Below are 23,111 nucleotides of genomic sequence, written 5' to 3'. Positions count from 1 at the left end.
ATCCGGGGGCAGGGGAGGCAGAGCGCGGCGGGGGAAGCCGGCGCTCTTACGGGATGCTCAAGCCGTTGGATCGACATGGAATTTCTGGAGTATTCGCATAACCTCTGGCTGGTGGCGGCGTCGCTGAGTGTCTCACTCGTGGCGGCCTTTACCGGGTTTTCATTGACCCGGGGCATTGCGGCGCAACCTGTGGCACTGCGTAAACTCTCTGTGACCTTGGCGGCGATTGCGCTGGGCGGCGGCATCTGGTCGATGCATTTCGTGGCGATGCTGGGGCTGCAACTGCCGATTCCGATCTATTACGATGCGATGATCACGCTCGGCTCGGCGCTGATCGCGATCCTGATGGTGGGCGCGGCGATGTTGCTATTGCATTTCTACCCGCGCACACGGGCGAGCCTGACGGCGGCGGGCTGTATCATTGGCCTTGGTATCGTGGCGATGCATTATCTGGGCATGTCGGGGCTGCAACTGTGCCGGGCGGTCTATACGCTGCCGGGCGTGGTCTTGGCGGTGCTGGCAGCCTGTGGGCTGAGCGTGGCTGCGATCTGGGTGGCTTATGGTCAAAGGCGGCCGCGCAATATCCTGCTGGGAACGCTGGCCTTTGGTTTCGCTGTGTTCCTTGTGCATTTCGCGGCGGTGTTCGGTACGCGGTTCGTGGCGGTGCCGACGGTGCAGGAAATCGGGCCGCTTATGGGAAATGAGGTGCTGGCGCTTGGGGTACTGGTCAGTTCCTTCGTGCTGTGCGGCGCGTTCTTGCTGACGGGGGTTACGTTTCTGGCGCAGGGAAGCAAGGCTGCCGAGGCGTCGCCCGCAGCGCCCGAGGTGAAACCTGCCCAGGTCATGCAGAGGATACCCTATGAGCAGCATGGGCAGACGCATTTCATCGACGCGCGCGACGTGGCGTTTCTACGCGCCGAGGGCCATTACACGCTGCTATATGCCGGAGCCAACAAGCATTTCTGCACCTGGTCGATCACCGAGGCCGAGCGGCGGCTGAGCCCCGGTCCGTTTCTCAAGGTGCATCGCAGCTATCTGGTGAACCCCGCTCATGTGGCCCATTTCGAGCGGCGCAAGGACAATGGCCTGTGCCATTTTCACCTTGGCGGACAGGATGTTACTACGCCGGTCAGCCGCTCGCGTCTGGCGGAGTTGCGCGAGGCGCTGGGCCTCTGAGTGGCGCGCGCGGTCTGATTTACTTTCCTTAAACCTTTGACGGTCTGATGCCTCTCAAGCGGGCAAGAGGCCTGACATGAGCGGGATCAAGGAGAGCGGCGCGATGATACTGGATTTCTTTCGGCAAGGGGCCACGGTGCCGGAGGCGGCGCCCGAGCAGAAGGCAAGTGCCACGGGCCGCGTGATGGCCTGGCATGGCGCGGGGCGCGTGGCTTGGAGCCCGCGCGATACGGTCAGCCTGACGCGCACCGGGTTTGCCGGAAATCCGGTGGGGTTTCGTTGTGTCAAGATGATTGCCGAGGCTGCGGCGGCGCTGCCGCTTGTCTTGCAGGATTGCGAGCAGCGCTTTGCCGTTCATCCGGTGCTGAGCCTGATCAAATGCCCCAATCCGGCGCAGGGTCGGGCGGAGCTGTTCGAGGCGCTTTACGGGCAACTCCTGTTGACCGGTAATGCCTATATCGAGGCGGTGGGGTCGGGCGGCGTGCCGGCAGAATTGCATGTGCTGCGCTCTGACCGGATGAGTGTGGTGCCGGGGGCGGACGGTTGGCCCGTGGCCTACGAATATGCCGTGGGCGGACGCAAGCATCGGTTCGATGTGCGCGAAGGTGTGCCCTGTGTCTGTCACATCAAGAGCTTTCACCCGCAGGACGATCATTATGGGCTGAGCCCGCTTCAGGCAGCGGCGCAGGCGCTGGATGTGCATAATTCGGCTAGCCGCTGGTCCAAGGCGCTTTTGGACAATGCCGCGCGGCCTTCGGGGGCGATTGTCTACAAGGGCCCTGAGGGGCAGGGGGCGATGTCGGGCGATCAGTATGACCGTCTGGTAAGCGAGATGGAGGCGCATCATCAGGGCGCGCGCAATGCCGGGCGTCCGATGTTGCTCGAAGGCGGGCTGGACTGGAAGCCGATGGGGTTCAGCCCGTCGGACATGGAATTCCAGAAGACCAAGGAGAGTGCCGCGCGCGAGATTGCGCTGGCCTTTGGGGTGCCACCGATGCTGCTTGGCATTCCCGGCGATGCGACCTTCGCCAATTATCAGGAGGCGAACCGGGCCTTCTATCGCCTGACGGTTCTGCCGCTGGCGATGCGGGTGACGGCGACGGTTGCGGCGTGGTTGGGGCGCATGAGCGGCGCGGTGCTGGACCTTGCCCCCGATCTGGATCAGGTGCCCGCCCTGGCCGCCGAGCGCGATGCGCAATGGGCGCGAGTGAGCGCGGCGGATTTCCTGACAGAAGCGGAAAAGAGGCGGCTTTTGGGCCTGCCTGCCGTGGCGGCGGAGGAGGTTGATGGCTGAGCGGGGCACAGCGCCGCCGCGCTACGGGTTTGAGGCGTTCGATTGCGCGCCTGGGCTGCGGTTGGAGGCGCATGAACGGGTGTCGGAATTGCAGACGCGGGCGCTGACCGAACGCCAAGAGCGAATGGAGGCGGCTTTGGAGCGTCTGGAGCGACGGCTTTGGTTGGCGGTTTACGGCGTGGCGGCGGCGATACTGGCGCAGGCGTTTCAACCGCTCTTGGCTGTATTGCCGGGGTGAAGTCGAGCGAAAGGAGGAAGCGGATGGAAATGGAACCGGGATTGGAGCGCAAGTTTGCGCGGCTGGATGGCACGATGCTGAGCGTGAGCGAGGCGGGGCAGATCGAGGGCTATGCAAGCCTCTTTGGCGCGCCCGATCAGGGAGGCGATATTGTCGAGCGCGGGGCCTATGCGGCCTCGCTCGGCCGGTTGGCCAAGGAGGGGCGGTGCGTCAAGATGCTGTGGCAGCATGATCCGGCGCAGCCCATCGGCATCTGGGACGAGGTGCGGGAGGACGCGCGCGGTCTCTGGGTCAAGGGGCGGCTTTTGGAGCGTGTGGAACGGGCGCGCGAGGCGGCGGCACTGATCGCGGCAGGGGCGATTGACGGGCTGAGCATCGGCTATCGCACGCTGCGCGCGGCAAGGAATGACAAGGGCCAGCGGCTCTTGCGGGAACTGGAGCTGTGGGAGGTGTCGCTGGTGACATTTCCGATGCTGCCCAGTGCGCGGGTGACGGCCAAGGGCGATGCCCTCGACGCCCAAACCCTGCGCGAGATGGCGGCGGCGTTTGACGCGGCCCGCCGGGAGATGGCGCAGGTGTAGCGCCCGACAACGACCCAAACCTGAAGGATGGAATGATGATGACCCAAGCGAAGGCTCGGGCCGGGGAAGATCTGTCTCCGGTGGCCGAGGTGAAATCCGCAGTGGCGGGTTTCTTGAGCGAATTCAGCGGCTTTCGGGCCGAAATTCACAACCGACTGCAACAGCAAGAAGAGAAATTGACCATGTTTGAACGCAAATCCATCGCGCTTGCACGTCCGCATCTTGCCGCGACCACAGACGGCTCTGCGCCGCACCGCAAGGCGTTTGATGCCTATTTGCGCGGTGGCGACGATGACGGGCTGCGCGGCCTCGAATTGGAGGGCAAGGCGCTCAATACCGCGATTGCGGGTGAGGGCGGCTATCTGGTCGATCCGCAGACCGCCGAGACAATCCGCTCGGTGCTGAGTTCCACCGCGTCGATCCGGGCGGTTGCCAATGTGGTGGCGGTTGAGGCCACCAGCTTTGACGTGCTGGTGGATCACACCGATGTCGGCCATGGCTGGGCCACGGAGAGCGGCACGGTGTCCGAGACCGACACGCCGGTGATCGACCGGATCAGTATCCCGCTGCATGAGCTGAGCGCGTTGCCCAAGGCAAGCCAGCGGCTCTTGGATGACAGCGCCTTTGACGTCGAAGGTTGGCTTGCGGGGCGTATCGCCGACAAATTCGCGCGCGCAGAGGCGGCGGCCTTTGTGGCGGGCGATGGGGTGGACAAACCGCGCGGGTTTCTGACGCATCCGAGCGTGGACAATGACGTCTGGGTCTGGGGCAATCTGGGCTATGTGCCCACGGGCGTTGCGGGCGCGATTGCCGGGCCCGATCCGATTGTCGATCTGGTCTATGCCCTGGGCGCGCAATACCGGGCGAACGGCACCTTCGTGATGAACTCCAAGACCGCAGGCACCATTCGCAAGATGAAGGATGCCGATGGGCGGTTTCTCTGGTCGGATGGGCTTGCGGCAGGAGAGCCTGCGCGGCTGATGGGCTATCCGGTGCTGATCGCCGAGGACATGCCGGACATTGCCGCCGGGGCCAATGCGATTGCCTTTGGGGATTTCCATGCCGGTTACACGGTGGCCGAGCGCCCTGATCTGCGCGTGTTGCGCGATCCCTACAGCGCCAAGCCGCATGTGTTGTTCTACGCGACCAAGCGGGTGGGTGGCGATGTGTCTGATTTCAAGGCGATTAAGCTGTTGAAGTTCGCCGTTTCCTGAGGACGCGGCGACGGGGCGGGGGGTGATCCCCTTGCCCCGGGGCGCGTGCCGTTCGGGCGAGGCGTTGTCCAACTGTCCCCTCCGTCCGTGCAACGCGGAATGGTGCGCGCCTGAACCACCGGAGGGGTCCGGGATATATGGAGTAGGTCCATGATGTTAATCGAAGAAACTGCGGTGTCCCCGGCCGCGCTGCCGTTGGCGGAGTTCAAGGCGCATCTGCGGTTGGGCACGGGGTTTGCCGATGACGATATCCAGGACCCGGTTCTGGAGAGTTTTCTGCGCGCGGCGATTGCGGCCATCGAGGGGCGCACAGGCAAGATGCTGCTGGAGCGCGAATTTTCCTGGGCGCTGCATCAGTGGCGGGATGCGGCAGGTCAGGCCTTGCCGGTCGCCCCCGTGAGCGCTGTGTTGAGCCTTGGTTTGCGCAACCGGGCGGATGAGGTCGAGGTGATCGCCCCTGCACTCTACAGGTTGGAGCAGGATGCGCATCGGCCCCTTGTTCGGCCTGTGGGCACGTTCCTGCCCGCTATCGGGCGCGGCGCTGTGGCGGAAATCAGGTTTCGCGCGGGTTACGGTGCGGGTTGGTCTGATGTCCCCGCCGATCTGGCACAAGCGGTGCTGATGCTGGCGGCGCATTATTACGAATACCGGCACGAGACCAGTCTGAGCAGCGGCTGCATGCCCTTTGGGGTGGCCAGCCTGATCGAGCGCTATCGCACGGTGCGCCTGTTGGGTGGGGGGACGCGGTGATGGCGCGTCCGAGGTTGAACCGTCGTCTGGTGCTTGAGGGCGCGTCGCGTCTGGCGGATGGGGCGGGCGGGTTCGCGGAAGTCTGGGAGGCGCGTGGGACGCTCTGGGCCGAGGTCAGCGCACGGTCGGGCCGAGAGGCCGAAGCCGCGGGGTTGGCCGTGGCGCGGGCAGGCTATCGGATCACGGTGCGCGCGGCGCCCCAAGGGGCGGCGTCGCGGCCTTTGGCCGGACAGCGGCTGCGCGATGGTGCGCGGATTTTCGCGATCCTGTCGGTGACAGAGGCCGATGGGGCGGGCCGATACCTGAGCCTCTGGGCGCAAGAGGAGGTGGTGTCATGAGTTATGCGATGGCGGCGGGATTACAGGTGGCGGTCTATCAGCGGCTTGTTCAGGACGCGGCGCTGAGCGCGTTGGTGGGCGGTGCGATCCATGACGCGGTGCCGCCGGGCCGGGTGCCGCCGCTCTATGTGACGCTCGGCCCCGAAGAGGCGCGCGAGCGCGGCGACGGCACGGCGGGCGGGGCGTGGCATCGGTTCACGGTCACCGTGGTGAGCGAAAGCGCCGGATTTCAACAGGCCAAAGTGGTGGCGGGCGCAGTCAGTGATGCGCTTGTGGGGGCTGAGCTTTCCCTCGTCCGCGGACGGGTGAGCAGCCTCGATTTCCTGCGCGCCCGCGCGCGGCGCGAAGCGGGCGGACAGGCGCGACGGATCGACCTGATCTTTCAGGCGCGCGTGGATGAGGGCGTGTAACATTCAATCTCTGGAGTGACGACAATGGCGGTACAGAATGGCAAGGACCTGCTGGTCAAGATTGACCTGAACGGCAGCGGTAATTTTCAGACGGTAGCGGGACTGCGCGCCACGCGGGTCAGTTTCAACGCCGAGAGCGTGGATGTGACCAGCCTCGAATCCGCAGGCGGCTGGCGCGAGTTGCTGGCGGGCGCGGGCGTGAAATCCGCAAGCATCAGCGGCTCGGGCATTTTCCGCGATGCCGACAGTGATGCGCGCGCGCGGCAGATCTTCTTTGACGGCGAGATGCCGGATTTTCAGGTGGTGATCCCGGATTTCGGCACCATCGAGGGGCCATTCCAAGTGACGGCAATCGAATACGGCGGCACCCATGATGGCGAGGCGACCTATGAGTTGGCGCTCGCCTCGGCGGGGCAGTTGACCTTTACGGTGCTGTGAACGTGATGGCCAACCCCTGGGCAGGCGAAGTGGCGCTGGTCATTGGCGGCGAACGGCAGGTGATGCGGCTGACGCTGGGGGCCTTGGCCGAGTTGGAGGCGGCGCTGGAGAGCGGTTCGCTGGTCGATCTCGTGGCACGGTTCGAGGGCGGGGCGTTTTCCACCCGCGATGTGCTGGCGCTGATCGTGGCGGGTTTGCGCGGGGGCGGCTGGCGCGGGTCGGCGGCGGATTTGCTGAGTGCCGACATTGAAGGCGGGCCCATGGCGGCGGCGCGGGCGGCGGCGGAACTCTTGGCGCGCGCCTTTGCGCTGCCCGAGGTGGGCGGATGAGTGGGCGGTTTGATTGGCCAGCCTTGATGCGCGCGGGGATGCAGGGACTGGGCCTGCGACCGGCGGAGTTCTGGGCGCTTACGCCAGCCGAATTGCGCTTGATGCTGGGCGAGCGGCAGGGCGTGCAGCCCATGGCGCGCGCGGGGCTTGAGGCGCTGTTGCGCGCCTTTCCCGACAGACAAGGAGAGATGAGCGATGGATGAGTTGGAACGGGTCGACGATCTTGAGGCGCAGATTGCAGCACTCGATGACGTGATGGGCCAGGCCACGGGAATGGCGGCGGCCTTTGGCGCGGAACTTGCGCGGGTAAAGGGCGGCTTTGCCAGTGCCGGGCAAGACGTGCAATCGCTGGAACGGGGCCTGAGCCGGGGATTGCGCGGCGCCATACGCGGCGCAGTGGTCGATGGCGATGGCCTGACGGACAGTTTGCGAAGGTTGGCCACGATCATGGTCAACACCGCCTTCAACGATGCGACACGTCCGGTGACGGACCAGATTGGCGGGCTGATTTCGCAGGGGATCGGCAGCCTTGTGGGCGGGCTGTTTCCGTTCGCCAAGGGGGCGTCATTTTCACAGGGACGGGTACAGCCCTTTGCCAATGGTGGCGTGGTGAGCGGACCTGTGAGCTTTCCGATGCGTGGCGGCATGGGGTTGATGGGCGAGGCAGGGCCAGAGGCGATCATGCCGCTCAGCCGTGGCCCGGATGGTCGTCTTGGCGTGCGCGCGCAGGGCGGCGGGGGCGTGAACGTGGTGATGAATATTCAGACGCCTGACGCCGAAGGGTTTCGCCGCTCTCAGGGGCAGCTCGCGGCGCAGCTTGGCCGCGTGATCGGACGCGGTGGGCGCAATCGCTGAAAGGGAGCGGGACATGGGATTTCACGAGGTCAGATTTCCGGCGAGCCTGAGTTTCGGCTCGCTTGGCGGGCCGGAGCGGCTGACGGATATCGTCACGCTGGCCAACGGGTTTGAGGAGCGCAACACGCCCTGGGCGCAGGCGCGCAGACGGTATGATGCGGGTGTGGCGCTTCGGTCGCTTGACGATATCGAAGCACTGATCGCGTTTTTCGAGGCGCGGCGCGGTCAGCTTTTCGGATTTCGTTGGAAGGACTGGACCGATTTCAAATCTGGCCGGGCCAAAGCTGCGCCGGATTACCGGGATCAGGAGATTGGTGTGGGGGATGATGCAACGGTCGCCTTTCCGCTTTTGAAATCCTATCGGTCTGGCGATCAGGTGGCGGTGCGCCCCATCGTCAAACCGGTCAAGGGCACGGTGCGTATGGGCCTTGATAATGTCGAGATGCAGGAGGGCGTGCATTACGAGGTTGATACCTTCACGGGTGTGGTCACCTTCTCTGAACCGCCAAACCGCGGCGTGCCGATCACGGCGGGGTATGAATTCGATGTGCCGGTGAGGTTCGACACGGACCGGATTCAAACCAGTCTTGCCAGTTTTCAGGCGGGCGAAGTGCCCAATGTGCCGGTGGTGGAGATCCGGGTATGAGCGGGTTGTTTGCGCATCTGCGCACTGGGGTGACGACGACATGCCGGTGTTGGGCGCTGACGCGCCGCGACGGCGTGGTGATGGGGTTCACCGATCACGACCGGCCATTGGCGTTCGAGGGCGTGACGTTTCGCCCCGATACCGGGATGAGTGCCTTGGCCTTGCAGCAGACCACGGGGCTGTCGGTGGACAACACCGAAGCCCTCGGCGCGCTGAGCGATGCGGCCATCCGCGAGGCGGATATCGAGGCCGGGCGGTATGACGGGGCCGAGTTGCGCGCGTGGCTTGTCAACTGGCAGGACGTGACAGCACGCAGTCTGATCTTTCGCGGCACGATGGGCGAGTTGCGGCGCGCCGGTGGCGCCTTCGAGGCCGAGTTGCGCGGTCTGACCGATGCGCTCAATGTGCCGTTGGGGGGGGTGTATCAAAAGGCGTGCAGCGCCATTCTGGGGGATCGGACCTGCACCTTTGATCTGAATACGCCGGGATATGTTTCGGAACGTCCAGTCGAGGCGGTCGAGGAGAACCGTGTGTTTCACTTTGCCCAGATGGGCGGGTTTGAGGACGATTGGTTTCGTCATGGCGTGATCCGGGTTTTGAGTGGCGCGGCCACGGGGCTGATCGGGCTGATCAAGCGCGACCGGAGCGACGGCGCGGGGCGGGTGATTGATCTTTGGCATCCGTTTGGGGCGACAGTCGCGCCGGGAGATGCGCTGCGGATCGAGGCGGGGTGTGACAAGCGCATGGCAACCTGTCAGTTCAAGTTTGACAACCTTCTGAACTTTCAAGGGTTTCCGGATATTCCCGGGGATGACTGGACGATCACGGACCCGACCAAGAGTGCGCATCTGGATGGTGGGAGCCGCAGATGAGCGGGCAGGGCACACGGATTGTCGCGGCAGCGCGGGGTTGGATCGGTACACCCTACCGGCACCAGGCGGCCTGTCGTGGGGCGGGCTGTGATTGTCTGGGGCTGGTGCGAGGCCTCTGGCGCGAGATCAAGGGTGCCGAGCCAGAGCAGCCGCCGGCCTATTCGATGGATTGGTCCGAACCCGCGCGGGACGAGGCGCTGTGGCGGGCCGCGGCGCGGCATTTGCTGGCCAAGGATCTGGCCCAAGAGGCGGTGGGTGATGTGATCCTCTTTCGCATGCGCGAAGGGTCGGTTGCCAAGCATCTGGGCGTGGTCGCGGGCGTGGGCGCGCGCGCGTCTTTCATTCATGCCTATTCGGGGCATGGTGTGGTCGAGACCGCGCTGAGCGCCCCGTGGCGGCGGCGCATCGTGGCGCGGTTTCAATTTCCCGAGGAGGGCTAAGCCATGGCAACCATTCTGTTATCCGCCGCGGGGGCGGCGATTGGCGGCGCGGTGGGCGGCACGGCGCTTGGCCTGTCGTCGGTGGCGATCGGGCGCTTTGCCGGGGCAGTCATCGGCCGTTCGATTGACCAACGGCTGTTGGGGCAAGGATCGGAAGTGGTCGAGACAGGGCGCGTCAGCCGGTTGCGCCTGACCGGCGCGGGCGAGGGTGATGCCATCCCGCAGGTTTACGGTCGCATGCGCGTAGGCGGGCAGGTGATCTGGGCCACAAAGTTTCGCGAAAATGTAACCGTAACCCAAGGCAGCCGGGGGGGCGGCAAGGGCAATCCCCGCCCAGCCACACCCGATACGCGCGCGATCAGCTATTCACTAAGTTTGGCGCTTGCGCTCTGCGAGGGTGAGATTACCCGTGTCGCAAGGGTCTGGGCGGATGGGACCGAGGTGGCCCCCAGCAGTCTCAACATGCAGGTCTACAAGGGCACGCGCGATCAATTGCCCGATCCCCGGATCGAGGCGGTGGAAGGGGCGGGCAACGTGCCCGCCTATCGTGGCACCGCCTATGTGGTGATCGAGGATCTGGACATCAGCCAATTTGGAAACCGTGTGCCACAGTTCAGTTTCGAGGTGTGCCGCCCGTCGCAGGCGGGCAGCCCGGGGGCCGATCTTGATCCGATGCGGGCGGTGCAGGGCGTGGCGCTGCTGCCCGGCACGGGGGAATACGCGCTGGCCACGACGCCGGTCACGATGAATTTTGGCCTTGGATCGAGCGGGATCGCAAATATCAACAGCCCCTCCGCGCGCGCGGATATGACCACGGCGCTGGAGGGCTTGGTTGAAGAACTGCCGGGATGTGGGGCGGTGTCGCTGATCGTCAGCTGGTTCGGGGACGATCTGCGCTGCGGGGTTTGCCAGATCAGGCCGAGGGTGGAGCAAAAGCAATTCGAAGCGACGAACATGCCCTGGCGAGTTTCAAGCCTGAGCCGTGCTGAGGCGGGGGAAGTGCCCAAGGATAGGCAGGGCCGCCAGGTCTATGGTGGCACGCCGACCGATCAGGCGGTCATCGAGGCCATTCTTGCGCTGCAACAGGCGGGACAAGAGGCTCTTTATTACCCCTTTATCCTGATGGAGCAGATGCCGGGGAATGGCTTGCCCGATCCGTGGAGCGGGGCCGAGGATCAGGCGGTGCTGCCGTGGCGCGGGCGGATTACCACCTCAAAGGCACCGGGGCAGACGGATAGCCCGGATCAGACGGCAGCGGCTGAGACCGAGGTTGCGGCGTTTTTCGGCTCCGCGCGCGCCGCCGATTTCACGGTGACGCCAATTGCCGCGACTTTGGCGGAGAGCCCCGGCACCGACGCGCTGGACCTTCTGAGTTTTGGCGGCGCGGTCAAGCAGAGCCCGGTGGCCTATCATGGCCCCGATGAGTGGTCTTACCGGCGGTTCATCCTGCATCAGGCCGCACTTTGTGCTGCTGTGGGGGGCGTCGAAAGCTTTTGCATCGGGTCGGAAATGCGTGGCCTCACGCAGATCCGGGGGGCAAACAACAGCTTTCCGGCTGTTGCGCAGCTGATCGCCCTGGCGGCAGAGGTGCGCGCGTTGCTGGGGCCAGATGTCAAGATCAGCTATGCGGCCGATTGGTCGGAATATTTCGGTTATCAACCGGGGAATGGGGATCGGTTCTTTCACCTCGATCCCCTGTGGGCGGATGGCAATATCGACTTTATCGGCATCGACAATTACATGCCCCTCAGCGATTGGCGCGAAGGGGACGCGCACCTTGATGCGCGCAACTGGCCGTCGATCTATGATCTGGACTATCTGCAAGGCAATATCGCGGGGGGTGAGGGCTATGACTGGTTCTACCCAACGGCGGAGGCGCGCGCGGCGCAGCGCCGTGTGTCGATCACGGATGAGGCCCATGGCGAGCCGTGGATCTGGCGGTTCAAGGATTTGCGAAGCTGGTGGGAGAACCGGCATTTTGACCGGGTGGGCGGGCTGCGTGTGCCTGCGCCAACCGCATGGGTGCCGCAATCGAAACCGATCCGTTTTACCGAATATGGTTGCGCCGCGGTGGACAAGGGCACCAACGAGCCGAACAAGTTTCTGGACCCCAAATCGTCGGAGTCGCGTCTGCCGCGGCATTCGACAGGGCAGCGTGATGAGTTGATCCAGGTGCAATACTTGCGGGCTATGGCGGCCTTTTGGACTGATCCGGCGCGGAATCCGACGTCAGAGGAATTCGAGGGTCGGATGGTCGATATGGATCACGCCTATGTCTGGGCGTGGGACGCGCGACCTTATCCCTATTTTCCGAGCAATCTCGACCTTTGGTCCGATGGCAGCAATTATGCGCGCGGGCATTGGATCAATGGCCGGGTAAGCGGGCGGCGATTGGCGGATGTGCTTGCGGAAGTGGTGGCGCGCGCAGGTCTGCGTGACCTCGATACAAGCCGCGCCGAGGGATTCCTGCGCGGCTATCTGGTGGATCAGGTCTCTGAAGCGCGTGCGACCTTGCAGCCATTGATGCTGGCCTATGGTCTTGATGCCATCGAGCGCGGCGGCGTGCTGCAATTTCGGGGGCGCGATGGCCGGGTGGATCATCCGGTTGATCTTGATTTGGTGGTGCGCGATCCGGAATTGGGGGGGGTGATAGAGGAACTGCGCGGCAGCGACCTGGAACTTGCGGGCCGGGTGCGATTACGGTTTCTGCAGGCGGATGCCGATTATGAGGCGATTTCTGAAGAGGCGATCCTGCCCGATGAGGCGACGCATGCGGTGTCCACCTCGGAGATGCCGCTGGCCCTGACGCGAGCCGAGGGGCGGCAGGTGGTGGAACGGTGGCTCTCGGAGGCGCGGGTGTCGGTCGATACGCTGCGCCTGACGTTGCCGCCGTCGCAATTGGCTGTCGGGGCAGGCGATGTGCTTGCGCTGCCCAAGGGCGACGGCGGCACGCGGTTTCGCATCGACCGTGTTGAGCAGATGGGTAATGCGCAGCGCGTCGATGCGGTGCGGATCGACCCTGAAAGTTATCGGCCCATTCTGATCGACGACAGCCCGGCGCGGTTGCGCCCTTTTGTGGCCCCGGGGCCGGTGACGCCACTTTTCCTTGATCTGCCGCTCTTGACCGGCGAGGAGGTGCCACATGCGCCGCATATCGCGGTGCTGGCCAATCCCTGGCCTGGGACGGCGGCGATCTATTCTGCCTCGGAGGATGCCAATTATCGGCTCAACACCTTGGTTGCAGCGCGCAGCACGGTAGGGGTGACGCAAACGCCGCTCTTACCAGCACCCATGGGGAGGATCGACCGGGGCGATGGGTTGTTCGTGCGGATGCGGTTCGGGACCTTGGAGAGCGTGGGCGATGCGGCGCTCTTGAACGGCGGCAATCTCTGCGCCATCGGCGACGGCACGCCGGGGGGCTGGGAATTGTTCCAGTTCCGGGATGCGGAGTTGGTGGCGCCGGAGACGTATGTTCTGCGTCACCGGCTGCGCGGACAGGCGGGAACGGAACGGGCGGGCGGTGGCGTCTGGCCTGCTGGGTCTCTTGTGGTGCGGCTCAACGGCGTGCCGCAGCAGATCGAATTGGCGGAGGCGCAGCGCGGACAGGCGTTGCACTACCGGATCGGGCCGGGGGGACGGCCGGTGGACGATCCGAGTTTCGCCCATGCGGTGATTGCCTTTGATGGGGTAGGTCTGCGGCCCTACGCGCCGGTGCATCTGCGTGTCAGCGAGAGGGGGGGCGATTTACACGTAACATGGATCAGGCGCACGCGGATCGGTGGGGATCGTTGGGACACGCCCGAGGTCCCGCTTGGCGAAGAGAGCGAGCGCTATTTCATGCGGGTGATGCGGGGGACGCAGATCCTGCGAGAGGTCACGCTGGAGCGCCCGGATTGGATTTATCCGGCGTCCGCGCGGCAATCGGATGGGCCGGATGCGGGAAAAAGGATCGAAGTGGCGCAGATCTCGGCCAGTTTCGGGCTGGGCACATTCGCGGTCCGTGACCTATGACACAGGCGCGCCGCGTTAGCGCGATTGCAAACCGATGAGCGGGGGCGGGTGGTGATCCCGCCCCGTTTTCAGTCAGCTCGAAGTTTGCGGCACGCAGCTATTGGTCGCTGCGTCCCATGCGGTTCCAGCTACACAGGAAATCGCCTGTTTCTGCTTGCTGTAGTTGCAGCCCCCCGTGGCCAGGGCCAAGCTGGGTGTGACAACAAGTGCGAGGGCGGCCAATCCGAATTTCAACTTCATCATATGTCTCCCTGTTGGACAGGGGTTCAAACTATCATGATTCCCCGAAAACTCGGGCAAAAATCGTGTCCACATGCTTGGTATGATAGCCCAAGTCGAATTTTTCAGCAATTTCCGCCGGGGAGAGCGCTGCTGTGACCTCTGCATCATTCAGCAACTCGGTTTTGAAGTCGCAGCCGGTTTCCCAGACCTTGAGCGCGTTGCGCTGCACGAGGCGGTAAGCATCCTCGCGGCTCACGCCCGCTTGGGTCAGGGCTAGAAGAACGCGTTGGCTCATCACGAGGCCGGGAAACTTGTTCATGTTGGCCATCATGTTGTCAGGGTAGACCAACAGCTTGTCGATGACATTGGTCAGGCGGGCGAGCGCGAAATCGAGCGTGATCGTGGCGTCCGGGCCGATCATGCGCTCGACAGAGCTGTGCGAGATGTCGCGCTCGTGCCAGAGGGCCACGTTTTCCATCGCAGGCACAACGGCCATGCGCACGAGGCGAGCCAGCCCGGTGAGGTTTTCGGTCAGCACCGGGTTCTTCTTGTGCGGCATGGCCGAAGAGCCCTTTTGCCCCATCGAAAAGAACTCAGCGGCCTCGAGCACTTCGGTGCGCTGCATGTGGCGGATCTCGATGGCGACATTCTCGATGCTGCTGGCCACGACACCAAGAGCGGCAAAAAAGGCGGCGTGGCGGTCGCGCGGGATCACCTGGGTGCTGATGGGCTCTGGCGTCAGGCCAAGCTGGGCGCAGACATGCGCCTCGACGCGTGGATCGACATTCGCAAAGGTGCCGACGGCGCCGGAAATGGCGCCTGTGGCGATCTCTTCGCGGGCGGTCTGCAGGCGGTGCAGGTTGCGCTGCATTTCGGCGTAAAAGCGGGCAAAGGTCAGGCCCATGGTGGTGGGCTCTGCGTGAATGCCATGGCTGCGCCCGATGCGCAGCGTGTCCTTGTGCTCATAAGCGCGGCGTTTGAGCGCGGCCAGCAGCGCCTCCATATCCGCGATCAGGATATCGGCAGCGCGGGTCAACTGGATATTGAAGCAGGTATCGAGGACGTCCGAAGATGTCATGCCCTGATGTACAAAGCGCGCCTCGTCGCTGCCTACATGCTCGGCCAGATGTGTGAGAAAGGCGATAACGTCGTGTTTTGTCTCGGCTTCGATCTCGTCGATCCGCGCGACGTTGAACTCGACATCCTTGGCTTTCCACACCGCTTGCGCGTTCTCACGCGGAATAACGCCCAGATCAGCCATGGCGTCACAGGCATGCGCCTCGATTTCGAACCAGATGCGGAATTTGGTAGCGGGTTCCCAGATGGCGACCATATCAGGGCGGGAATAACGAGGTATCATGCGGCGATCCTTGATGAGACTGACGGAATTTGCCGCGCTTGTAGTCGCAAGAGGGGGGCGCGGCAAGCCGCGCCGCGGGATCCCGGCTCAGGCCGCCAAGAGAAGGATCGGCAAGAACGCCAGAGCCAAGGCCCCAAAGCCGAAATCGCCGCCGCCGCTGCTGCCGCCCTCGTCGTCGCCGATTCCCGCAGCGGAATCGGGGGCCTCCTGCGGCTCTTCGGGGGAGGGGATCACTGGGATCACGCTCTCGGCGCTGTCTGTCTCGGAGATGTTGGCCTGTAGGTAATCAGCAAAGTTTAGAACATTGCTGGCGACCTCGTTGTCGCTGTCCTCTACGTCAATCTCTTCCGGATTGTCATCGGTGTCCGCGACCATGCGGGCAAGTTCCGCAGTAAAGATTGGGTTGAGCATCTCGATCATCAAGATTTCGTGGGGGGCGAGGTCGGCGATCAATATGCCGTCCTCGATCAGATCCTGAGGGTTTTCGTTGGTAACTACGGGTACAGCGGTCGAGGCGCTCGGGATTTCGCCCTCAGCCACCCCTAGTCGAGTGATGGTGACGTCGCCCAAATCACGCAGGATGCCCATAAAGTCTACGACTTCTTCGCTTGCCTCGTCGCTGGTGGAGGCAACGAAAGTAACCAGACGGTCAGGGGCATAGAACACATGCACATCCGCCGTTTCGCCCGACAATTCCGTTTCGCGCCCTTCGCTGCCGGCAAGGCCGAGGGGGCGGGTGCCGGGCAGGGTTTCGTTCAGCATGCGAAACATTTCTCCGGGCGCACGGATATCTGCGTCGCCTTCGCCATCGGCGAGGCCGGTTCGGCTGTTCATCTGAATTGGCCAGACATGTGCGGCATCGACGCCGCCCCAAGAAAACGCCTCGAGAACGTTGAGCATTTCATGCGCCTGTTTGAGACCGAACTCTTCTTGCGGGTCCTCGGACACTGAGCGTTTGAGATTCCATTCGGTCGCATAGATATCCAGCCCCGGCATTTCCTTGAGCCAGGTATCGGCGATCTGTGACAGTTCGAAATACCGGCTGTTCGGTGTGTCGGCACCTTTGGAATAGACATGGGCGACTACGCCGTCGATGGCGCTTTGTTCCGCGCCGGTGTCGAACTCGTTCAATATAACGGCGTTGGCAACCTTGGCCCAGGCCACATCACCAGAGGAATAGATATACTCTTCTTCTGACAGGTTTAGACCATAGGTCTCATTCAACTCGGTAAGTTGATCTTCGCCGGTTCCTGAGAACAAGTTAGACAGGGCGAACTGTCCATAATTCGTGCCCATCTGGACCAGAATGTCGGTTTCCGACAGATGTTCCGCTTCGGGGTGATGACGGATCTCATCCTTGACCATGACCGCCATTTCCGAGGCGAGGCGGCCATACTCAAAGGTATTCATGCCACCGCTGCCCCAGTATTCGTTGCCGATCTCGATGGCTTGAATATCCGGCGCGCCGTAATGCCCGTCGAACACATCGCGCAAGAACCCGCGCAGGGCCGCTTCGTCGATGTCGGGCAAGCGATTGCCATTTTCATCCACTTCGTCGCTCAGGAAATGCCGGGTTGGAAGCACGATCGTGACCGCGATCCCTTCTTCTTCGGCAAAGCCGAGCGCATCGCTGATCGGCAGAAATGACGTCTCTTCGCCGGTCTCAGAATTCACGGCGATATCGCTGTCCGGGTTGCGGATGTCGAAGTAATATTCGGTGAGGCTGCCGCCGGGATAGCGGACATGTTCAACGCCGAGCGCGCGCGCGACGTTGTCATAGGTGCCCTCTTCCCCGACACGGTCGCGCAAGGCAAGCGCGTTGGCGCCGAAATGCGCCTGTGAAAAGGTCGTATCGGATAGATAACCCGCTGAAATCGAAAATGGCATTCTAACCCCCGGTATCCAATCGTGCTGCCGGAGAGCGTTGTGCATCTTTGTGGATGGTGCCGGATCGAAGCGGCGCAAAACTCTAGCAGTCCTTGGAATTTCTAAAGAAAACAGGGATTTAAGATACTATTCGGCCGGATAGGCGATGCTTCCGGATAGGGTGTTAAGCATGTTTCCGAGTTTGGTCCGATTGTTGCATTTTCTTGTCCCCTCACGCGGCGAGACCGAGGGCATGCGCGGTGCGGCTGCGCAAATTATGCAGTAAAATCAGATAAATTATCTTAGGTTGTGCTGTTTGGGCGCTTTGATGGCTAAGGGCGAGTCGAGGTTTTCAGGTGAGACATTTTTGCACGCCACGCCAGTGACGGGATCGGGCTGAGAGCGAGAATCACCTTGGTTAATGCCCTTCTTTTCCGGAATTTCGGTGCCGTGCGACTCAAGTGTCGGCCCCCAACAGCCCATATTGCACCGCCTCTGCCACCCCTCTATATCCGGCCCTATGTTGGACACCCTTTCAAACCGCCCCGATCTACCGGCAGAGATTGCCCGCCGCCGTACCTTTGCGATCATCTCGCATCCAGATGCGGGCAAGACGACCCTGACCGAGAAATTCCTCCTCTACGGGGGTGCCATTCAGATGGCCGGGCAGGTGCGCGCCAAGGGCGAGGCGCGGCGCACGCGCTCTGACTTCATGCAGATGGAAAAGGACCGGGGCATTTCGGTCTCGGCCTCGGCCATGTCTTTTGACTTTGGTCGTTTCCGGTTCAACCTCGTGGACACGCCGGGCCACTCGGATTTCTCCGAGGACACCTATCGGACACTGACCGCCGTCGATGCCGCCGTGATGGTGATCGACGGGGCCAAGGGGGTGGAAAGCCAGACGCAGAAGCTCTTTGAGGTCTGCCGTTTGCGCGATCTGCCGATCCTGACTTTTTGCAACAAGATGGACCGCGAGGCGCGCGATACTTTCGAGATCATCGACGAGATCCAGCAGAACCTTGCCATTGATGTAACGCCCGCAAGCTGGCCTATCGGCATGGGCCGCGATTTTGTTGGCTGTTACGACATGCTTAATGACCGGCTGGAATTGATGGACCGCGCCGACCGCAACAAGGTGGCGGAGTCGATCAAGATCGACGGGTTGAACGATCCGAAACTGGCCGCGCATGTGCCCGCCAACCTGATCGTCAAGCTGCGTGAAGAGATTGAGATGGCGCGTGAACTCTTGCCCGCGCTTGATCCGCAATCGGTGCTCGAAGGGCATATGACGCCCATCTGGTTCGGCTCTGCGATCAACTCCTTTGGCGTCAAGGAACTGATGGATGGAATCGGCACCTATGGCCCCGAACCACAGGTGCAAAAGGCCACCCCGCGTGCGATTGCGCCGGAAGAAACTGCCGTGACCGGCTTTGTCTTCAAGGTGCAGGCCAATATGGATCCCAAGCATCGAGACCGCGTGGCTTTTGTCCGCCTCGCCTCGGGGCACTTCAAACGCGGTATGAAGCTCACGCATGTGCGCTCGAAGAAGCCGATTACCGTCTCGGCACCTGTGCTCTTTCTGGCGGCGGATCGGGAACTGGCAGAAGAGGCTTGGGCCGGTGATATCATCGGTATTCCGAACCATGGCCAGTTGCGTATCGGGGATACGTTGACCGAAGGTGAGGCACTGCGCGTGACCGGCATCCCGTCCTTTGCGCCGGAACTGCTACAACAGGCGCGGGCGGGCGATCCGATGAAGGCCAAGCATCTGGAAAAGGCGCTGATGCAATTCGCCGAAGAAGGCGCGGCCAAGGTCTTTAAACCTGCGTTCGGCTCGGGTTTTATCGTGGGCGTCGTGGGCGCGCTGCAATTCGAGGTGCTGGCCAGCCGGATCGAGCTGGAATACGGCCTGCCGGTGCGCTTTGAGGGATCACAATTCACCTCGGCACGGTGGGTATCGGGCGACAAGCTGGCGGTTGAGAAGTTCACCGCAGCCAACAAGCAGCACATCGCCCATGACCATGATGGCGACATCGTCTATCTGACGCGCCTGCAATGGGACATTGACCGCATCGCACGCGATTATCCCGATGTCACGCTGACTGCGACCAAGGAAATGATGGTCTAGGCGGCCCGTCCGACCTAGAGCAGATGCCCCGATTTTGCGGCCTTGGTCGCGAGATAGGCGTGGTTATGCGTGTTTTCGCCAAGTTTCAACGGCACGCGCTCAACCACCTTGATGCCGTTCTGCTCCATCATCGCGATCTTGGCGGGGTTGTTGGTCAAGAGGCGCACGGAAGAAAACCCCATCAGCGACAGGATGCGCGCGCCAATGCGAAAGTCGCGCTCGTCATCCTCAAAGCCAAGACGATGATTGGCCTCGACCGTATCGAAGCCCTGATCCTGCAAGCTGTAGGCGCGCATCTTGTTGGCAAGCCCGATGCCGCGCCCCTCTTGGTTGAGGTAGAGCAGCACGCCAGCCCCTTCGGCCCCCATCTGTGCGAGCGCTCCGCGCAGTTGCGGGCCGCAATCACATTTCAGGCTTCCCATGAGGTCGCCCGTGAAACAGGCGGAATGCAGTCGCGCCAGCACGGGCGCGTTGCGGTCGGGCTGACCAATCTCGATGGCGTAATGTTCCTCGCCGCCATCTTCGGGGCGGAAGATATGCAGCCGTCCTGCCTCGGACACGGCAAGCGGCAGGCGCGCGCTGACCACCGGATGCAGCGGGCTTGTCATCTCGAGCTGCGGGGCCGCGGCGGTGTCGAGCAGGGTGAGCCCGTGACGGCGGGCAAATTCTGCACCCTCGGTTAACGGCATCACCAATGCGGCAGGCAAGAGCCGCGCGGATTTCACTAGGCCAATTGCGAGCCGATGCAGATCGACTGGGCCACCGCGCTCGGACGTCAGCGGGCCCTTCATCGGGGTTTTGAGATCATCCGCAGGATCGGCCACGGCGATGATCCAGCTGAGCGACACGTCGGGCGGCACGATCACCCGCGCAAGATCGCCATCATAGGCCCGTGCCTTGAGCGTGGCGGCACGCCGCGCGGTAATTGCGAGAACCGGTGCGCCGCCCAAGGCCCGCAAATCCGCCAATCTCTGTGCCTCCAGCGTTTCAGCCGCCATGATCAGCGCAGCCCCTCCTGGCCCGCGCAACACCACGGGCACGCCCATGCGCAGGTCGCTGCGCGCGCGCGCAGCAATTTCAGTGAGATCCGGGGCAAGGCTCATGCGGGGCTCCTGTCTGTCAGCCTGACAGTGATATAGTCTTTTGTAATGAATGGAAAGAAACGCTCGCGTTGCAACACTAGGGCGTGAGGGGAATGTTGCACATCTTGCCGCTGCGCCGCTTGTGCCGCATGCTCGGACAAAGAAAGAGGAAACCGATATGGCACAAGTCAAAAAGATCCTGCTCGTGGATGACGATGACGACCTGCGCGAAGCGCTTGGCGAGCAACTGGTCATGACCGAGGATTTCGACGTGTTCGAGGCGTCAAGCGGTGCCTCTGCGATGAGTAAGGTCAAAGATATGATCTATGACCTCGTGATCCTGGATGTGGGGTTGCCCGATACCGATGGGCGCGAACTGTGTCGTCTGATGCGCAAGCAGGGAATCAAGGCACCGATTCTGATGCTGACCGGGCATGACGGCGATGCCGACACGATCCTTGGACTCGATGCGGGGGCAAATGACTATATTACCAAACCCTTTAAGTTTCCGGTGTTGCTGGCACGCATACGTGCGCAACTGCGCCAACATGAGCAATCCGAGGATGCTGTGTTCCAGCTAGGACCGTATACGTTCAAGCCGGCGATGAAGATGCTGATCACCGATGATGAACGCAAGGTAAGGTTGACTGAGAAGGAAACAAATATCCTTAAATATCTGTATCGTGCGACCGAAGGCGTGGTGCCGCGTGACATCCTCTTGCACGAAGTTTGGGGATATAACGCAGGGGTCACGACACACACGCTCGAGACCCATATCTACCGGCTGCGGCAAAAAATCGAACCCGATCCCGGTAATGCGCGGCTCCTGGTCACGGAATCGGGCGGCTATCGCCTTGTGGTCTAAAAGGCACGGTACCTTGACCAAGATCAAAGTCGTATCTGCGGTTCAGTTTTAATCTGCTATTATCCGTGATGTGTGCGGTTACACACATGAACCTCCCTGTTGGACTGCCCCGGCCCCTGTGCCGGGGTTTCTTTTGTCTGGGGTGTGGTGTGATCCGGGACAATAGCGGCTGGAAACCGCGGACGCATCGCTCTACTGTCCGGGCGAACCGCACAGGAGACGCCAGATGCCCTTTACTATCGCCACATGGAACATCAATTCGGTGCGACTGCGCGAAGGTCTGGTGGCGAGGTTGATGCAGGAAGAAGGGCCGGACATTCTATGCCTTCAGGAATGCAAGAGCCCGGTGGACAAGATGCCGCTCGCGGCTTTTGCCGAGCTTGGGTATGGCCATGTCGTGGCGCGCGGGCAAAAGGGCTATAACGGCGTCGCGATCCTCTCGAAGTTTCCACTTGAGGATGCGGGCGACATGGATTTCGCAGATCTGGGCCACGCCCGGCATGTTGCGGCCCGTCTCGAGAATGGCGTCGTGATCCATAACTTTTACGTGCCCGCCGGGGGCGACGTGCCTGACCGCAGCGTGAATGACAAGTTTGGCCAGAAACTCGATTACCTCACCGGGATGCGGGACTGGTTTCGCGACAGTCGCCCTGAAAAGGCGATCCTTGTTGGGGATCTCAACATTGCCCCGCGTGAGGACGACGTCTGGAATCACAAGCAATTGCTCAAGATCGTGAGTCACACGCCGATCGAGGTGGAACACCTGAGCGATGTTATGGCAGCGGGCGGCTGGCAGGATGTGACCCGCGCCGATATCCCCGACGGGCCGCTTTATAGCTGGTGGTCCTACCGCGCGAGCGATTGGGACGCCGCAGACAAGGGGCGCAGATTGGATCACGTCTGGGCCAGTGATGACATTGCTCGGGCCGCGCATTCCAGCCGCATTCTTCGCGGTGCGCGAGGTTGGGAGCAACCGTCGGATCACGCCCCGGTGTTTGCAACATTTGATCTTTGACACCGCCCGCCGCGCCCACATATAGGGGGCAAATCTCTGAAGGAGGCTGAACATGCTGGAACTGGGTAAAACCGCGAGCGCCCCAGGGGCGGGCGACCTGATCAAGGATGTGTCCGAAGCCAGCTTCATGGCGGATGTCGTGGACGCGTCGCAAACCGTGCCGGTCATCGTTGATTTCTGGGCACCGTGGTGTGGCCCCTGCAAGACCCTCGGCCCGGCGCTTGAGGCGGCCGTGAGCCGCGCCAAGGGCGCGGTCAAAATGGCCAAGGTCAATGTCGATGAGAACCAGATGATTGCAGGGCAGATGCGGGTGCAATCGATTCCCACCGTCTACGCCTTTTGGCAGGGCCAACCGATTGACGGCTTTCAGGGGGCCTTGCCCCCGTCCGAGGTCGAGGCCTTTGTCGCGCGTGTGATTGCTGCGGCGGGGGGCGCGGAAGATGACGGTTTGGACGAGGCGCTGGATGCCGCGGACGAAATGCTTGAGACTGGCGCAGTGGCCGATGCAGCCCAAACCTATGCCGCAATTCTGCAAGAGGATCCGGTGAATGCGCGTGGCTACGCGGGCCTCGCTCGGGCGCATATGGCACTGGGCGAGCTCGATCAGGCCGAAGCGATCCTGAACGGTGCCCCTGCCGAGATCAGCCATGCCGCCGAAATTGACGCGGCCCATGCGCAACTGGCACTGGCACGTCAGGCACAGGATGCAGGACCCGTAAACGAATTGCGGGCTGCGGTTGACGCCGATCCGGCAAACCCGCAGGCGCGTTTCGATCTGGCGCAGGCGCTTTATGCCAATGGGCAAGCGCAAGAAGCGGTGGATGAATTGCTTGAATTGTTCCGTCGGGATCGCGAGTGGAACGACGGCGCGGCCAAGACCCAGCTTTTCACCATCTTTGAGGCCCTAAAACCGAATGATCCGGTCCTGTTGAGCGGGCGGCGAAAATTGAGCTCGATGATATTTGCCTGAACCCTTGCACG

At 62.5% G+C, this 23,111-nt stretch carries 24 protein-coding genes; 20 read left to right on the top strand and 4 right to left on the bottom strand.

The features are described 5' to 3' along the window. Nucleotides 1–75 precede the first annotated feature (75 nt). The 16 genes from AACZ65_RS06550 to AACZ65_RS06475 all read left to right on the top strand — a co-directional run bounded on the left by AACZ65_RS06550 (nucleotide 76) and on the right by AACZ65_RS06475 (nucleotide 13,592). Nucleotides 76–1,176 (top strand): MHYT domain-containing protein, encoded by a 1,101-nt coding sequence (locus tag AACZ65_RS06550; RefSeq protein WP_339669083.1) that lies wholly within the window; start codon nucleotides 76–78, stop codon nucleotides 1,174–1,176. Between the two features lie 103 nt (nucleotides 1,177–1,279). Further along, the gene (locus AACZ65_RS06545; RefSeq protein ID WP_339669494.1) at nucleotides 1,280–2,470 is read left to right on the top strand and encodes a phage portal protein; all 1,191 of its coding nucleotides are present in this window, start codon (nucleotides 1,280–1,282) and stop codon (nucleotides 2,468–2,470) included. Beyond that, nucleotides 2,463–2,708 carry a hypothetical protein gene (locus AACZ65_RS06540; protein WP_037269438.1) on the top strand — a complete coding sequence of 82 codons (246 nt, stop codon included), beginning with the start codon at nucleotides 2,463–2,465 and terminating at the stop codon, nucleotides 2,706–2,708. Before AACZ65_RS06545 ends, AACZ65_RS06540 begins: the two co-directional genes overlap by 8 nt. 23 nt (nucleotides 2,709–2,731) lie before the next feature. Continuing rightward, nucleotides 2,732–3,289 (top strand): HK97 family phage prohead protease, encoded by a 558-nt coding sequence (locus AACZ65_RS06535; protein ID WP_339669079.1) that lies wholly within the window; start codon nucleotides 2,732–2,734, stop codon nucleotides 3,287–3,289. 32 nt (nucleotides 3,290–3,321) lie between these two features. Beyond that, on the top strand, nucleotides 3,322–4,503 hold the full coding sequence (locus AACZ65_RS06530) for a phage major capsid protein (protein ID WP_339669076.1): 1,182 nt from the start codon (nucleotides 3,322–3,324) through the stop codon (nucleotides 4,501–4,503). Nucleotides 4,504–4,653: 150 nt separating this feature from the next. Beyond that, nucleotides 4,654–5,253, top strand: a complete 600-nt coding sequence (locus AACZ65_RS06525) for a head-tail connector protein (protein ID WP_339669073.1) — start codon at nucleotides 4,654–4,656, stop codon at nucleotides 5,251–5,253. Next, the gene (locus AACZ65_RS06520) at nucleotides 5,253–5,591 is read left to right on the top strand and encodes a head-tail adaptor protein (protein WP_339669070.1); all 339 of its coding nucleotides are present in this window, start codon (nucleotides 5,253–5,255) and stop codon (nucleotides 5,589–5,591) included. The genes AACZ65_RS06525 and AACZ65_RS06520 overlap by 1 nt, the downstream gene beginning before the upstream one ends. Continuing rightward, nucleotides 5,588–6,001, top strand: coding sequence for a DUF3168 domain-containing protein (locus AACZ65_RS06515; RefSeq protein WP_339669068.1), 414 nt, complete (start codon nucleotides 5,588–5,590; stop codon nucleotides 5,999–6,001). Before AACZ65_RS06520 ends, AACZ65_RS06515 begins: the two co-directional genes overlap by 4 nt. Nucleotides 6,002–6,025: 24 nt before the next feature. Next, nucleotides 6,026–6,439 carry a phage major tail protein, TP901-1 family gene (locus AACZ65_RS06510; protein ID WP_296637488.1) on the top strand — a complete coding sequence of 138 codons (414 nt, stop codon included), beginning with the start codon at nucleotides 6,026–6,028 and terminating at the stop codon, nucleotides 6,437–6,439. 5 nt (nucleotides 6,440–6,444) lie between these two features. Further along, nucleotides 6,445–6,768, top strand: coding sequence for a gene transfer agent family protein (locus AACZ65_RS06505; protein ID WP_037269458.1), 324 nt, complete (start codon nucleotides 6,445–6,447; stop codon nucleotides 6,766–6,768). Then, a complete protein-coding gene (locus AACZ65_RS06500) occupies nucleotides 6,765–6,971 on the top strand; it encodes a rcc01693 family protein (RefSeq protein ID WP_037269461.1) in 207 nt (68 codons plus the stop codon). Before AACZ65_RS06505 ends, AACZ65_RS06500 begins: the two co-directional genes overlap by 4 nt. Next, nucleotides 6,964–7,623, top strand: a complete 660-nt coding sequence (locus AACZ65_RS06495; protein WP_339669054.1) for a phage tail tape measure protein — start codon at nucleotides 6,964–6,966, stop codon at nucleotides 7,621–7,623. Before AACZ65_RS06500 ends, AACZ65_RS06495 begins: the two co-directional genes overlap by 8 nt. A gap of 13 nt (nucleotides 7,624–7,636) precedes the next feature. Beyond that, the gene (locus AACZ65_RS06490; protein ID WP_339669053.1) at nucleotides 7,637–8,269 is read left to right on the top strand and encodes a DUF2460 domain-containing protein; all 633 of its coding nucleotides are present in this window, start codon (nucleotides 7,637–7,639) and stop codon (nucleotides 8,267–8,269) included. Then, a complete protein-coding gene (locus AACZ65_RS06485) occupies nucleotides 8,266–9,141 on the top strand; it encodes a DUF2163 domain-containing protein (protein WP_339669052.1) in 876 nt (291 codons plus the stop codon). Before AACZ65_RS06490 ends, AACZ65_RS06485 begins: the two co-directional genes overlap by 4 nt. Then, the gene (locus AACZ65_RS06480; protein WP_297538028.1) at nucleotides 9,138–9,581 is read left to right on the top strand and encodes an NlpC/P60 family protein; all 444 of its coding nucleotides are present in this window, start codon (nucleotides 9,138–9,140) and stop codon (nucleotides 9,579–9,581) included. The genes AACZ65_RS06485 and AACZ65_RS06480 overlap by 4 nt, the downstream gene beginning before the upstream one ends. Nucleotides 9,582–9,584: 3 nt before the next feature. Then, on the top strand, nucleotides 9,585–13,592 hold the full coding sequence (locus tag AACZ65_RS06475; protein ID WP_339669046.1) for a glycoside hydrolase/phage tail family protein: 4,008 nt from the start codon (nucleotides 9,585–9,587) through the stop codon (nucleotides 13,590–13,592). Nucleotides 13,593–13,664: 72 nt separating this feature from the next. Here AACZ65_RS06475 and AACZ65_RS06470 read toward each other — a convergent pair whose 3' ends face one another. The 3 genes from AACZ65_RS06470 to AACZ65_RS06460 form a co-directional block, all read right to left on the bottom strand. After that, entirely contained in the window at nucleotides 13,665–13,832 is a 168-nt protein-coding gene (locus tag AACZ65_RS06470) for an adenylosuccinate lyase (protein ID WP_146005662.1), read from the bottom strand. Nucleotides 13,833–13,866: 34 nt separating this feature from the next. Continuing rightward, entirely contained in the window at nucleotides 13,867–15,174 is a 1,308-nt protein-coding gene (purB, locus tag AACZ65_RS06465) for an adenylosuccinate lyase (RefSeq protein WP_339669044.1), read from the bottom strand. Nucleotides 15,175–15,261: 87 nt separating this feature from the next. Further along, nucleotides 15,262–17,061: a type I secretion protein gene (locus AACZ65_RS06460; RefSeq protein ID WP_339669042.1), complete on the bottom strand. Its 1,800-nt coding sequence runs from the start codon at nucleotides 17,059–17,061 to the stop codon at nucleotides 15,262–15,264. Nucleotides 17,062–17,560: 499 nt separating this feature from the next. On the opposite strand from AACZ65_RS06460, the gene AACZ65_RS06455 reads away from it, so the two are divergent. Beyond that, nucleotides 17,561–19,168: a peptide chain release factor 3 gene (locus AACZ65_RS06455; RefSeq protein ID WP_037269482.1), complete on the top strand. Its 1,608-nt coding sequence runs from the start codon at nucleotides 17,561–17,563 to the stop codon at nucleotides 19,166–19,168. Nucleotides 19,169–19,182: 14 nt separating this feature from the next. On the opposite strand, the gene ribA is transcribed toward AACZ65_RS06455, so the two are convergent. Continuing rightward, the gene (ribA, locus tag AACZ65_RS06450) at nucleotides 19,183–20,271 is read right to left on the bottom strand and encodes a GTP cyclohydrolase II (protein ID WP_339669039.1); all 1,089 of its coding nucleotides are present in this window, start codon (nucleotides 20,269–20,271) and stop codon (nucleotides 19,183–19,185) included. A gap of 157 nt (nucleotides 20,272–20,428) precedes the next feature. Between ribA and AACZ65_RS06445 the strand changes: the two genes are divergently transcribed. The 3 genes from AACZ65_RS06445 to AACZ65_RS06435 all read left to right on the top strand — a co-directional run bounded on the left by AACZ65_RS06445 (nucleotide 20,429) and on the right by AACZ65_RS06435 (nucleotide 23,100). After that, on the top strand, nucleotides 20,429–21,115 hold the full coding sequence (locus tag AACZ65_RS06445; RefSeq protein WP_037269487.1) for a response regulator transcription factor: 687 nt from the start codon (nucleotides 20,429–20,431) through the stop codon (nucleotides 21,113–21,115). A gap of 226 nt (nucleotides 21,116–21,341) precedes the next feature. Beyond that, entirely contained in the window at nucleotides 21,342–22,130 is a 789-nt protein-coding gene (locus AACZ65_RS06440; RefSeq protein WP_037269490.1) for an exodeoxyribonuclease III, read from the top strand. 52 nt (nucleotides 22,131–22,182) lie between these two features. Continuing rightward, a complete protein-coding gene (locus AACZ65_RS06435; RefSeq protein WP_339669036.1) occupies nucleotides 22,183–23,100 on the top strand; it encodes a co-chaperone YbbN in 918 nt (305 codons plus the stop codon). Nucleotides 23,101–23,111: the final 11 nt, after the last annotated feature.

The organism is uncultured Roseovarius sp. (genome assembly GCF_963972555.1).
Taxonomy (GTDB): Bacteria; Pseudomonadota; Alphaproteobacteria; order Rhodobacterales; family Rhodobacteraceae; genus Roseovarius; species Roseovarius mucosus.
The sequence above is the reverse complement of the archived record's forward strand: the minus strand, read 5'-3'. Positions and strand labels throughout refer to the sequence as shown.

Coding starts and splice junctions, on each gene's coding strand:
- AACZ65_RS06515 (WP_339669068.1), top strand. CDS start 5,588: ATGAGTTATGCGATGGCGGCGGGATTACAGGTGGCGGTCTATCAGCGG.
- AACZ65_RS06475 (WP_339669046.1), top strand. CDS start 9,585: ATGGCAACCATTCTGTTATCCGCCGCGGGGGCGGCGATTGGCGGCGCG.
- AACZ65_RS06435 (WP_339669036.1), top strand. CDS start 22,183: ATGCTGGAACTGGGTAAAACCGCGAGCGCCCCAGGGGCGGGCGACCTG.
- AACZ65_RS06455 (WP_037269482.1), top strand. CDS start 17,561: ATGTTGGACACCCTTTCAAACCGCCCCGATCTACCGGCAGAGATTGCC.
- AACZ65_RS06510 (WP_296637488.1), top strand. CDS start 6,026: ATGGCGGTACAGAATGGCAAGGACCTGCTGGTCAAGATTGACCTGAAC.
- AACZ65_RS06520 (WP_339669070.1), top strand. CDS start 5,253: ATGGCGCGTCCGAGGTTGAACCGTCGTCTGGTGCTTGAGGGCGCGTCG.
- AACZ65_RS06540 (WP_037269438.1), top strand. CDS start 2,463: ATGGCTGAGCGGGGCACAGCGCCGCCGCGCTACGGGTTTGAGGCGTTC.
- AACZ65_RS06480 (WP_297538028.1), top strand. CDS start 9,138: ATGAGCGGGCAGGGCACACGGATTGTCGCGGCAGCGCGGGGTTGGATC.
- AACZ65_RS06525 (WP_339669073.1), top strand. CDS start 4,654: ATGATGTTAATCGAAGAAACTGCGGTGTCCCCGGCCGCGCTGCCGTTG.
- AACZ65_RS06500 (WP_037269461.1), top strand. CDS start 6,765: ATGAGTGGGCGGTTTGATTGGCCAGCCTTGATGCGCGCGGGGATGCAG.
- AACZ65_RS06545 (WP_339669494.1), top strand. CDS start 1,280: ATGATACTGGATTTCTTTCGGCAAGGGGCCACGGTGCCGGAGGCGGCG.
- AACZ65_RS06535 (WP_339669079.1), top strand. CDS start 2,732: ATGGAAATGGAACCGGGATTGGAGCGCAAGTTTGCGCGGCTGGATGGC.
- AACZ65_RS06505 (WP_037269458.1), top strand. CDS start 6,445: ATGGCCAACCCCTGGGCAGGCGAAGTGGCGCTGGTCATTGGCGGCGAA.
- AACZ65_RS06495 (WP_339669054.1), top strand. CDS start 6,964: ATGGATGAGTTGGAACGGGTCGACGATCTTGAGGCGCAGATTGCAGCA.
- ribA (WP_339669039.1), bottom strand. CDS start 20,271: ATGAGCCTTGCCCCGGATCTCACTGAAATTGCTGCGCGCGCGCGCAGC.
- AACZ65_RS06460 (WP_339669042.1), bottom strand. CDS start 17,061: ATGCCATTTTCGATTTCAGCGGGTTATCTATCCGATACGACCTTTTCA.
- AACZ65_RS06440 (WP_037269490.1), top strand. CDS start 21,342: ATGCCCTTTACTATCGCCACATGGAACATCAATTCGGTGCGACTGCGC.
- purB (WP_339669044.1), bottom strand. CDS start 15,174: ATGATACCTCGTTATTCCCGCCCTGATATGGTCGCCATCTGGGAACCC.
- AACZ65_RS06470 (WP_146005662.1), bottom strand. CDS start 13,832: ATGAAGTTGAAATTCGGATTGGCCGCCCTCGCACTTGTTGTCACACCC.
- AACZ65_RS06530 (WP_339669076.1), top strand. CDS start 3,322: ATGATGATGACCCAAGCGAAGGCTCGGGCCGGGGAAGATCTGTCTCCG.
- AACZ65_RS06490 (WP_339669053.1), top strand. CDS start 7,637: ATGGGATTTCACGAGGTCAGATTTCCGGCGAGCCTGAGTTTCGGCTCG.
- AACZ65_RS06485 (WP_339669052.1), top strand. CDS start 8,266: ATGAGCGGGTTGTTTGCGCATCTGCGCACTGGGGTGACGACGACATGC.
- AACZ65_RS06550 (WP_339669083.1), top strand. CDS start 76: ATGGAATTTCTGGAGTATTCGCATAACCTCTGGCTGGTGGCGGCGTCG.
- AACZ65_RS06445 (WP_037269487.1), top strand. CDS start 20,429: ATGGCACAAGTCAAAAAGATCCTGCTCGTGGATGACGATGACGACCTG.